Source organism: Microcella sp. (assembly GCF_033763155.1).
GTDB lineage: Bacteria > Actinomycetota > Actinomycetes > Actinomycetales > Microbacteriaceae > Microcella.
Genome location: NZ_JANRKZ010000106.1, coordinates 1 through 11,043 on the forward strand (window position 1 = coordinate 1; position 11,043 = coordinate 11,043).

The window sequence follows — 11,043 nt, forward strand, 5'->3', positions numbered from 1 at the left end:
ATCGGCGCCGAGCGTCAGCGGCTGCTGCAAGTAGGGCGTGGCGAAGGTGTTGTCGACGACAACGAGTGCGCCGACCGCGTGAGCGATCTCGGCGAGCGCCGAGATGTCGGTGATCTTCATGAGCGGATTGCTCGGGGTCTCAAGCCACAGCACTCGTGGGCGCAGTGACTCGAGAGCCGCGCGCGTTGCGTCGGTGTCGCTGAGCTCAACAGTCGTGAGTCCGATGTTCCACGGCGCGAAGATGCGGCGCACCAGCCGATGAGTGCCGCCATAGACGTCATTGCCCATGAGCACGTGATCACCGGGGCGCAGCACAGCCCGCAGCAGAGCATCTTCGGCGGCGAGGCCCGACGCGAAGCTGAACGCGTGTGCCCCCGACTCGAGCGAGGCGAGTTGTTCTTGCAGCGCATCGCGAGTGGGGTTGCCGCCACGCGCGTACTCATACCCGCCACGCAAGTCGCCGATCGCGCGTTGCACGAACGTCGAGGTCAAGTACACCGGTGGCGTGACCGCGCCCGTCGTGGGGTCGAATGCCTGCCCCGCGTGAATGGCCCGCGTCGCAAAGCCCTGGGTGCTGTGCTCGTCGTGGTCGGTCATGCGTTGCCTCCGGCAAGAGCGGTAATCAGGTCGGTGCGGTGCAGCAGGCCGACGGGGTTTCCGCCGTCGAGCACCATGAGGGTGTCGGGATGCTGACCCCCGGCTCCGCGGTCACCAAAGCGCTCGCCCGCAGCCTCGAGGCTCTCGTGTGCGCCGACGACGGGCATGCTCGGCCCCATCGCCGCCGTGATCGGATCGGCCGGAGTCACCGCGCCCGTGGCGAGTGCGCGCAGCAGCGTGCGCGCGTCGACCGCACCAACCACTTCGCCCAGCACGAGTGGCGGCTCGGCGGTGACGACGGGAAGCGAACCGGGGTGCGCCTCGAGTGCTGCCACCGCATCCGCCACCGTGTGTTCGCGGCGCAGGTGAGCGAGTTCGCGCGGCGGGGTGCCGAGCAGGTCGGCCACGGTGGGTGAGCCGGTGGGGGGCGTGAAGCCGTGGCGGCGCATCCACCCGTCATTGAAGATCTTGCCGAGGTAGCCACGGCCACCATCGGGCAGCAACACCACGACAACGTCATCGGGGCCGAGCTCGCGCGCAACCTCGAGGGCGCCGACGACGGCCATGCCGCACGAGCCACCAACAAGCAGGCCTTCTTCACGGGCAAGCCGCAACGTCATGTCAAACGACTGCTGATCGCTCGCCGCGACGATGCGGTCAACGACGGAGGGGTCATAGGCGGCCGGCCAGAAGTCTTCGCCCACGCCCTCGACGAGATACGGGCGACCCGTGCCACCCGAATAAACACTGCCGACGGGGTCAACGCCGACGACCTGCACGCGACCGCTTGCCCGGTCGGCGCTCACCTCGCGTAAGAAGCGGCCCGTGCCCGAGATCGTGCCACCGGTTCCGACTCCCGCCACGAAGTGCGTGAGGCGGCCGTCGGTGTCGCGCCAGATTTCGGGGCCCGTGGTCTCATAGTGGCTGCGGGGGCCATTGGGGTTCGCATATTGATTGGGCTTGAACGCGCCCGGAATTTCGCGGGCCAGGCGGTCAGAAACGCTGTAGTACGACTCGGGGTCTTCGGGTGCGACCGCCGTGGGCGTGACGACGATCTCGGCGCCGTACGCCGTGAGCACATTGCGCTTGTCGTCGCCGACCTTGTCGGGCAAAACGAAGACGCAGCGATACCCGCGTTGCTGGGCAACGAGTGCGAGTCCGACGCCCGTGTTGCCGCTCGTCGGCTCGACGATCGTGCCGCCCGGCTTGAGCAAGCCCTCACGCTCAGCCGCATCGATGATGCGCGTGGCGATGCGGTCTTTCGACGAACCGCCGGGGTTCAGATACTCGACTTTCGCCAAGACGGTGGCCGAGATGCCCTCCGTGACGCGGGTGAGCTGCACGAGGGGCGTGTCGCCGATGAGGTCGACGACGGAGCGGGCGAACTTCATCCTGCGAGCCTACTCGCGCCGGGCATCCTCCTCGAAGGCGGCGACCGGATGGCAGCGGGCCCGACCGCGCCCGCTCTGACAGGAAGCGGAAAGGTCATCTGAGATAATGGGTGAGCCCTGGGCGCTCCTGCGCGTGCGCCGACTGACCCCTCCCCTGACGACTGGAGCCCCGAGCGTGTCGAACCACGAGAACCTCACGATCAAGCAGCAGCGCGAGAAGCGCCGCGCCGAGAAGGTCGCCGCCCTCAAGGCCAAGCAACAGCGCGAGAAGCGCCGCAACCTCATCACCGTCGTGAGCGCCGTCGTCGGCGCCCTCGCCGTCGTCGCGATCATCATCTCGATCGTCGTGACGAGCGCGCAGCCGAAGGTCGACCCCGCCGACATCGACATCGCCGGGCTCGAGACCTTCGAAGGTCTCGAGCCAGCGCACGTCGAGACACCCGTCGAATACGACATGACCCCGCCCGCCGGTGGCCCGCACAACCCCGCGTGGCTCAACTGCGGTGTATACGAGGAAGTCCTGCCGAGCGAGAACGTCGTGCACTCCCTCGAGCACGGCGCCGTCTGGATCACCTACGACGCGGCCGAAGTCTCTGACGGCGATCTCGGTGCTTTGCGTGATGCGATGCCGAGCAGCTACGTGGTGCTCTCGCCCTTCGAGGGTCTCGACGCCCCCGTCGTCGCGAGTGCGTGGGGCGTCCAGGTGTCGCTCGACGGAGTCGACGATCCCCGACTCGACGACTTCATCACGAAGTATCGCTTGGCAGCGTCGGCGCCCGAGCCAGGTGCGCTGTGCACTCAGGGTGTCGACGGCCCCGGAAAGGTCCGCTGACCGTGGAAGCCGGAGACGGCCGCATCGGGGTCGAAGCCGGTTCGCGCCGGGTGCGCCTGTTCACAGTGGCGGTACTCGTACTGCTCACCCTGGTCACAGGGGTGCTGATCGGCCGCACCACTGCTCCGGCCGAAGCCGCCCCGACCCCGAGCTCGACGAGCGCAGAAGCCGGCTTCGCCCGAGACATGCAGGCACACCACAACCAGGCCGTCGAGATGGCCATTCTCATCCGTGACCGCAGCGACGACGACGAGCTGCGGCTCCTCGCCCTCGACATCATCACGGCGCAGTCGCAGCAGGCCGGGCAGATGTACGCGTGGCTTACGGCGTGGAACCTGCCGCAGACGTCCTCCGATCCGCCCATGGCGTGGATGTCGCAGCCGACGCTCGACGGCAGCATGACCGGTATGGATCATGGGGGCGGCGCCATGGCGAGCACCGAGATGCCGGGCATGGCGAGCTCCGAGGACATGCAGCGGCTCCGCGACGCCGACGGCGTGGAGGCGGAACGAATCTTCCTCGAACTCATGATCGCCCACCATCGGGGTGGCATGGATATGGCTGAGGCATTGCTCGCGCGCAGCGACAACGCGCTCATCGCACCTCTCGCGCAGAGCATCGTCATGCTGCAGCAGAAGGAGATCGACTACATGACCAAGTTGCTCGCCGAACGCTCGTAGCGCCGCGTCGACCCCGGCGGGGCCTTGCGATGCGTCGTGCGCAGTGGCACGCTGTGGCTCACTGGAGCTCGAGCGCCACGACCAGGAATCGGTGCCGCAGTGGACGGATCGATCGCGCCTTCGCGGGAATCGGCGACACGCCGATGGTCGAGCTGCGGCGACTGAGCCCGCACGGCGGCGCCCGCACGGCGGCGCCAAGCTCGAGTGGGCGAATCCGACCGGCAGCATGAAGGACCGGATGGCCCGCGCCGCAGTCGAGGGCGCCGTCGACGCCTTCGTGCACGTCGTCGGCACCGCGCACTCGATCCACGGCGTCGGACGCGTGCTGCGGGGGCACTCCCCCGGCATGCGCATCGTGCCCGTCGAGCCCGTCGAGCCCGCCGAGCCCGCCGAGTCGGCCGTGCTGTCGGGGGGCCCGACGGGTTCGAACCGCATCGAGGGCATCAGCGCCGGGTTCGTGCCGCCGCTGTGGGAGCCGGAACAGGTTGACGAGATCGTGACCGTCGGCGCGGATGAGGCGATGGCGATGGCTCGTCGGCTTGCGCGCGAGGAAGGTCTCTTCGCGGGAACGTCGTCTGGAGCGAATATCGTCGCCGCGATCCGCGTCGCCGAGCGACTACGCCCGGATGCGACTGTCGCGACGATCCTGTGCGACTCGGGGCTGCGCTACCTCTCGACGGAGCTGTGCCGCTCGGTCTGAGGACTGCCGCTCGAGACCCGCAGTTCCGTCGACTGCTCGGCGACCAGGCGTGCGTAGACCCCGCCGAGCTCGATCAGTTCGTCGTGCGCGCCGCTCTCGACGATGCGGCCGCCGTCGACCACGTGGATCACGTCTGCAGCCGCGATGGTCGAGAGGCGGTGCGCGATCGCGATGGTCGTGCGGCCGCGCGTCGCCGAGTCGAGAGCGGCCTGCACGACGCGCTCCGACACCGAGTCGAGGGCGCTCGTCGCTTCGTCGAGGATCAGCACGGGCGGGTCTTTCAGCAGCACGCGCGCGATCGCGATGCGCTGCTTCTCGCCGCCCGAGAGCCGGTAGCCGCGCTCGCCCACGACCGTGTCGTACCCGTCGGGGAACCCGGCGATGGTGTCGTGGATGCTCGCCGCGCGGCACGCCGCCTCGAGCTCGGCGTCGCTCGCCTCGGGCTTGGCGTAGCGCAGGTTCTCGGCGATCGTCGCGTGGAAGAGATAGGTCTCCTGGCTGACGATGCCGACCTGCGCGATGAGGCTCTGCTGGCGGAGCTCTCGCACGTCGGTTCCCGCGAACAGCACCCGCCCCGCGCTCGCCTCGTGCAGGCGCGGGATCAGGTACGACACGGTCGTCTTGCCCGCCCCGGACGGCCCGACGAAGGCGACGAACTGCCCCGGCTCGACCGCGAACGAGACGTGGTCGAGCGTCGGCCGCTGCGCGTCGCCGGCGTCGGGATAGCGGAAGACGACGTCGTCGAAGCGAATGCGCCCGACCTGGCTCGCATCGACGTCGCGCGCGTCGGCGCTCTCCACGATCGCCGGCTCGAGGTCGAGGTACTCGAAGATGCGCGCGAAGAGCGCGCCCGAGGTCTGCAGATCGAGGGCGACGCGCAGGAGGCCGAGCAGGGGGAAGGTCAACCGGGCCTGCACCGTCGTGAAGGCGACGAGCGTGCCGGCGGTGATCGCGACATCCGCCTGAAGCAGGAAGGCCGCGACGAGGTAGATGACGGCGGGGATGACGCTCAGGAAGACGTTGACCATCGCGAAGAACAACTGCCCGCTCATCTGCAGCTGCACCTGCAGGCCTCGCTGGGTCTCGTTCTCGGCGCGGTAGCGGTCCACCTCGGCGTGCTGGCGGAAGAAGCCCTTCGCGAGCATGATGCCCGAGACGCTCAGGGCCTCCTGCGTGATCGCGGTCATGTCACTCAGCGACTCCTGGGTCTTCGTCGCGATGCGCGCGCGCACCTGGCCGACGCGCTGCTGGGCCGCGATGAGCAGGGGCAGCAGGATGACCGCCGCGAGCGTCAGCTGCCAGCTCAGCAGCAGCATCGCGACGAGCGCGGCGAGCACCGTGACGGTGTTGCCGATGACGCTCGAGACCGTGTTGCTGAGCACGCTCGCGACGCCGCCGACGTCGTTCTGCAGCCGCGACTGGATGACGCCGGTCTTGGTGCGGGTGAAGAACCCGAGCTCCATCGACTGCAGGTGGGCGAAGAGTCTCACCCGCAGCTCGGCCATGACGCTGTTGCCGACGGTGGCCGTGAGATAGGTCTGCCCGATGCCGATGCCGGCCGAGACGAGCCACAGCACGAGCATCGCGCTCACGAGCTGCAGCAGCACGGGAACGTTCGGGGTGCCCTCAGGGGGGAAGAGCCCGCGGTCGAAGGCCTGCTGGGTCAGCAGCGGCGGCACGACGCTGAGCGCGGCCGAGACCAGCACGAGCGCGATCGTGATCGCGAGCGGCGTGCGGTGCGGCCGGAACAGCTCGGCGATGCGCGGAAGCAGGTCGGGGATGCGCGGAGCCTCGGCGTTCGCCGCCCGCTGCGCGGCGATATCGCCGCTCGACACCCGTGATCCCCGGCGGCCGCCACCCATGCTCATAGCGTGAGCCTAGGTGGGACCACCGGGGATCCCGGTGTGAGGACGGTGCTGATCAGCCCTTCGTCGAGCCCGCCAGCAGGCCGCGCACGAAGTAGCGCTGCAGGCTGAAGAACACGATGAGCGGCACGACGAGCGAGATGAACGCCGCGGCCGGCAGTCGCTCCTGGTTGCGACCGAAGTTGCCCACGAGCTCGGCCAGGCGCTGCGTCAGCGGTGCGACATCGGCCGTGCCGCCCGAGAACACGAGGGCGACGAGCAGGTCGTTCCAGACCCAGAGGAACTGGAAGATGCCGATCGAGGCGAGCGCCGGCAGCGACAGCGGGATGATGATGCGGAAGAAGATCTGCGTGTGGTTCGCACCGTCGACCCGCGCCGCCTCGATCACCTCGCCCGGGATCTCGCTGATGAAGTTGTGCAGCAGGAAGATGCACAGCGGGAGCCCGAAGATCGTGTGCGCGATCCAGACCGCGGGGAAGGTGCCGCTGATGCCGAGCACCTCGCTGAAGATCTGCAGCAGCGGGATGAGGGCCATCTGCAGCGGCACGATCTGGAGGGCGAAGATCAGCACAAACAGCGCCGCGGAGCCCCGGAACTTGATCCACGCGAAGGCGTAGGCCGCCATGGTCGCGAGGATGATCGGGAACAGCGCGGCCGGAATCGCGATCACGAGCGAGTTCACGAAGTACGAGCCGAGGTTCGCCGACGAGGCGCCCTGCACCGTGAGCACGTCGAGGTAGTTCTCGAGCGTGAAGCTCGGGCTGACGAAGATGTTCCACCAGCCGTTCGAGCGAATCTCCTCGGGCGTGCGGAACGACGAGACGAGCAGGCCGAAGGTCGGGATCGTCCAGATGACCGCGATGATGATCGCCGCGGCGGTGGCCCACGGCGAGGTCAGGCGCTCCTTCACCCGGCGGGCCTTGCCACCGCCGGGAGCGGTGGTGATGGCCCGGGTGCTGGTCTGCTCGGTGGCGCTGGCAGCAGCGGCGGGGGCGCTCATCGGATCTCCTTCTGCTTGCGCATGACACGGACGTTGTAGAGCACGATCGGCAGCACCATCACGAACAGCACCACGGCCAGAGCCGAGCCGTAGCCCGTCTCGCCGCGGTTGAAGGCCTGCGTGTACATCTCGTTGGCGACGACCGAGGTGTCGAAGTTTCCGCCGGTCATGGCGCGCACGATGTCGAACACCTTGAGGGTGGCGATCGAGATCGTGGTCACGACGACCACGAGGGTGCCGCGGATTCCGGGAACCGTCACGTTCCAGAACGACTGCCAGGCGTTCGCGCCGTCGAGGCGGGCGGCCTCGATGATCTCGACCGGCACTCCCTTGATCGCCGCCGAGAGCAGCACCATCGCGAATCCGGTCTGGATCCAGACCATCACGACGATGAGGAAGAGCGTGTTCCAGGGCGAGTTGACGAGGAAGGGCTGCGGGTCTTGCCCCAGCCAGACGAGGATCTGGTTCAGCAGACCGATCTGCTCGCTGAAGCCGACCTCGCGGTACTCGTACATGAAGCGCCAGATGATGCCCGCACCGACGAACGAGATCGCCATGGGCATGAAGACGAGCGACTTGAGAACCTTCTCGCCGTGCGACTTGTCGATGAACACGGCGTAGGCGAGTCCGAAGATCGTCGAGAGCGTGGGCACGAGAGCCACCCAGATGTGGGTGTTGATGATCACGATGGTGATCTCGGGCTGCGTGAACATCCAGACGAAGTTGTCCAGCCCGACGAACTCGGAGCCGTTGGCCGTCTGGCGGCTGAAGAAGGCGAGGATCGTCGTGCGGATGGCCGGGTAGACCAGTCCGACGGCGAGCAGGATGAGGGCGGGTGCCAGGAAGGCGGCGAGCTGCAGCACATCGCGCCCGCGCTTCGGCGCTCGATCGGCGAGGAAGAGCACGATTCCCACGACGGCGGCGAAGGCCGCCAGGCCGAGGAACATGACCCCGAACTTCTCGAACAGGTCGGACCAGAATTCCAGGCCGGATCAAACCTCCATTGGTTTGGGTTGACTGCCACGCTACCCGTCAGGCCGGCCCATCGGACGAGTCGTCGTCCGATGGGCCGGCCATCGGTGGTTCAGCGTCCGCTGCGTGCTACTGCGGGAACGTCGCGTCGATCGCGCGGAGGACATCCGCGGTCGGCGTGCCGTTCACCCAGTCGACCATGCCGGTCCAGAACGAGCTGGTGCCGACGGCGGCGGGCATGAGGTCGGAGGCGTCGAAGCGGAAGATGGTGTCCTCTCCCTGCAGGATCTCGACCGACTGGCGGGCGAGGTCCGAGCCGGCGAGCGACGGGTCGAGACCCTTGTTCGCCGAGATGACGCCACCGCGCGAGACGCGCTCGTTGGCGAAGGTGTCGCTCGACAGGTAGGCCTGCAGAGCCGCGGTCGCCTCGCGGTCGTTGAACGCGGCCACGAACTCGCCACCACCGGTGACGGCCGAGGGGTCGCCCTCCGCGATCGGCGGGGTCAGGAACGCCCAGACGTCACCGTCGGGAGCAACCGTCACGCCCTCGCCCCACTGCGCCTCGTAGAACGAGGCCTGGTGGTGCAGCGAGCAGGTGCCGTCGAGGATCGAGAGGCCGCCATCCTGGAAGGTGGTGGTCACGATCGACTGCACGCCGCCGAAGCCGCCGTTGACGTAGTCCTCGTTCAGGAGAACCTCGCCGACGAGGTCGAACGCCTCGGTGATCTCGGGCGAGTCGAACTTCAGCTCACCGGCAACCCACGCGTCGTAGGCCTCGGGGCCCGAGTTGCGCAGCACCAGGTCTTCGACCCAGTCGGTGCCGACCCAGCCGGTCGCGTCACCCGAGCCGAAGCCGACGCACCACGGGCGGTAGGGGCCCTCGTTGCGCTCGGTCATCTGCTCGGTGAGGTCGAGCAGGCCCTGGTAGGTCGTCGGGATCTCGTAGCCGTTCTCCTCGAAGTCGGCCGGCGAGTACCAGATGTAGCCCTTGACGCTGGCGAGCAGCGGCGCGGCGTAGAACTCGCCGTCGACCGTGCCGTAGCCCTTCCACGACTCGCTCCAGAACTCGTCGACGTTGGCCTCGACGGCGTCGGGCGCGGGAACGACGTAGCCGTCGGCGATCAGGCGCTGCAGCAGACCGGGCTGCGGGATGATCATCAGGTCGGGCGCGTCGCCGGCAGCGGCACGCACGTTGATCTGCGTCTCGGCCTCCTGCGTGCCGTTGTACTCGACGGTGATGCCGGTGCAGGCCTCGAAGTCGGCCATGCTCTCGACGAGCGCGTCGGCCTCGGTGTCGATGATCGTCGCGTACAGCTCGACGCTCTCGCCCTCGAAGGTGCCGTAGGCCTCGTAGGCCGAGCAGTCGGCGTCGCCGCCGGCGCCCGGGTCGGTCTCGGCCGCGCAGCCCGCGAGCACAAGGCTCAGGGCGCCGAGCGCGGCGGCAGGCGCGATGAGCCTGCGGCGGAGAGTGAACTCATGAGTTTCCTCCTCGTTGAGGTCGGTCAGCGCGCCGAGTGACGCGCGTGGTGGTTGCGGTGCATGGGTGGATCCCGACCTGACGAGGCGACCGGATCGCATCGTCGGGAACCGGTTCCAGGGTCACCGTATGTCACCCGCGCGGGGGATGCAAGCGGGAGTGCTCCCTCCGTTACCGTTCCGTTGCCGAACTCCCGGAGTCCGCACAGCCGAGCGATCCCCACGTGTCGCGGGGAAACCGCTCTCACCTGGCACCGTTTCCACACAGGCCGGTTTGCGGCTACACTGACGCCACGGCACACCCGACATCGGCGCTCCCCCGAGCGGCCGACCGGCCGGCCACCCCCTCCACCGTCCAACGAAGGGCTCGAGGTCATGAGCATCCTCGCCGATGTCGCCCGCATCGCGGGCGTCTCGAAATCGACGGCGTCGCGAGCGCTCAGCGGGCGGGGCTACGTCTCCGACGAGACGCGCAGGCGGGTCGAGGATGCCGCCGCCGAGCTCGGCTACGTGGTCTCCTCCACCGCCGCCAGCCTCGTCACCGGGCGCACGCGCAACGTCGGCGTGGTCATCCCGTACATCAACCGCTGGTACTTCGCCGAGGTGCTCGAGGGCATCGAGGCCTCCCTCATCCGCGCGGGCTACGACCTCACGCTGTACCGGCTGAGCACCGACCGTGACCTGCGCCGGCGGGTGTTCGACTACTTCCTCGTGCGCAAGCGCGTCGATGCCGTGATCTCGGTGGCCATCGACCTGAGCCCGCACGAGGTGCAGATGCTGCAGGCGCTCCGCAAGCCGCTCGTCGGCATCGGCGGGCGCATCGACGGCATCCCGTCGCTCTCGATCGACGACGTCGAGACGGCGCGTCTCGCCACCGAGCACCTGCTGAGCCTCGGGCACCGCCGCATCATGCACGTCGGCGGCGACCAGAACGAGCAGATGGACTTCCGGGTGCACTCGCAGCGCTACACCGGCTTCGCGCAGGCGCTGCGCGACGCCGGAGTCACCGTCGACGACGACTTCCGGCAGGCCGATTTCTCGATCGAGGGCGGGTACGCCGTCGGGCTCGCCGTGCTCGGCGACCCGCGCACACGGCCGACCGCGATCTTCGCCGGCTGCGACGAGATCGCGATCGGCATCACCGTGGCGGCCCGCCAGCTCGGCATCGGCATCCCCAGCGAGCTGTCGATCATCGGCGTCGACGGCCACCCGCTCGCCGAGATGTTCGGGCTCACGACCCTCGCGCAGCACCCCGGCGCGCAGGGTGCCCGGGCGGTCGAGCTGCTGCTCGATCAGCTCGAGGGCACCGATGCCGCCCCGCCCGACGAGCACCTGCTGCTGCCGACCGCGCTGACCGTGCGCGCGAGCACGGCCGCGCGCCGGCAACCGACGGCCTGACCGGCCCCGAACGCGAGCGAGCCCCGCACCGTCGTGAGACGGGCGGGGCTCGCGCGATTCAGCAGTCGCTGACCCGGGGGTCGATGACTACTTGAGCACCACCGTGGCGCCGGCCTCCTCGAGCTGGGCCTT

10 protein-coding genes are annotated in these 11,043 nt (G+C 68.7%); 4 read left to right on the forward strand and 6 right to left on the reverse strand.

What is annotated here, in order from left to right; genetic code table 11:
• Window positions 1-597, reverse strand: a 597-nt coding sequence (locus SFU54_RS04885; RefSeq protein WP_319015178.1) for an aminotransferase class I/II-fold pyridoxal phosphate-dependent enzyme, incomplete at its 3' end; no start/stop codon positions are given.
• Complete coding sequence (locus tag SFU54_RS04890; protein ID WP_319015179.1) at window positions 594-1,988, reverse strand: cystathionine beta-synthase; 1,395 nt, start codon at window positions 1,986-1,988, stop codon at window positions 594-596. The genes SFU54_RS04885 and SFU54_RS04890, both read right to left, overlap by 4 nt.
• Before the next feature lie 106 nt (window positions 1,989-2,094).
• On the opposite strand from SFU54_RS04890, the gene SFU54_RS04895 reads away from it, so the two are divergent.
• The 3 genes from SFU54_RS04895 (at window position 2,095) to SFU54_RS04905 (ending at window position 4,200) form a co-directional block, all read left to right on the forward strand.
• Window positions 2,095-2,820: a DUF3105 domain-containing protein gene (locus SFU54_RS04895; protein ID WP_319015180.1), complete on the forward strand. Its 726-nt coding sequence runs from the start codon at window positions 2,095-2,097 to the stop codon at window positions 2,818-2,820.
• Between the two features lie 2 nt (window positions 2,821-2,822).
• A complete protein-coding gene (locus SFU54_RS04900; protein WP_319015181.1) occupies window positions 2,823-3,500 on the forward strand; it encodes a DUF305 domain-containing protein in 678 nt (225 codons plus the stop codon).
• A gap of 238 nt (window positions 3,501-3,738) precedes the next feature.
• Window positions 3,739-4,200 (forward strand): PLP-dependent cysteine synthase family protein, encoded by a 462-nt coding sequence (locus SFU54_RS04905; protein WP_319015182.1) that lies wholly within the window; start codon window positions 3,739-3,741, stop codon window positions 4,198-4,200.
• Here the strand turns inward: SFU54_RS04905 and SFU54_RS04910 are convergent.
• The 4 genes from SFU54_RS04910 to SFU54_RS04925 form a co-directional block, all read right to left on the reverse strand.
• Window positions 4,167-6,062, reverse strand: a complete 1,896-nt coding sequence (locus tag SFU54_RS04910; RefSeq protein WP_319015187.1) for an ABC transporter ATP-binding protein — start codon at window positions 6,060-6,062, stop codon at window positions 4,167-4,169. The genes SFU54_RS04905 and SFU54_RS04910 overlap by 34 nt on opposite strands.
• Window positions 6,063-6,120: 58 nt before the next feature.
• Entirely contained in the window at window positions 6,121-7,065 is a 945-nt protein-coding gene (locus SFU54_RS04915) for a carbohydrate ABC transporter permease (protein ID WP_319015183.1), read from the reverse strand.
• Window positions 7,062-8,012: a sugar ABC transporter permease gene (locus SFU54_RS04920; RefSeq protein ID WP_319015184.1), complete on the reverse strand. Its 951-nt coding sequence runs from the start codon at window positions 8,010-8,012 to the stop codon at window positions 7,062-7,064. The genes SFU54_RS04915 and SFU54_RS04920 overlap by 4 nt, the downstream gene beginning before the upstream one ends.
• Window positions 8,013-8,166: 154 nt before the next feature.
• Complete coding sequence (locus SFU54_RS04925) at window positions 8,167-9,615, reverse strand: ABC transporter substrate-binding protein (RefSeq protein WP_319015185.1); 1,449 nt, start codon at window positions 9,613-9,615, stop codon at window positions 8,167-8,169.
• A 273-nt stretch (window positions 9,616-9,888) separates the two neighbouring features.
• Here SFU54_RS04925 and SFU54_RS04930 point away from each other — a divergent pair, with 273 nt between their 5' ends.
• On the forward strand, window positions 9,889-10,911 hold the full coding sequence (locus SFU54_RS04930) for a LacI family DNA-binding transcriptional regulator (RefSeq protein ID WP_319015186.1): 1,023 nt from the start codon (window positions 9,889-9,891) through the stop codon (window positions 10,909-10,911).
• The last annotated feature ends 132 nt before the right edge of the window (window positions 10,912-11,043 follow it).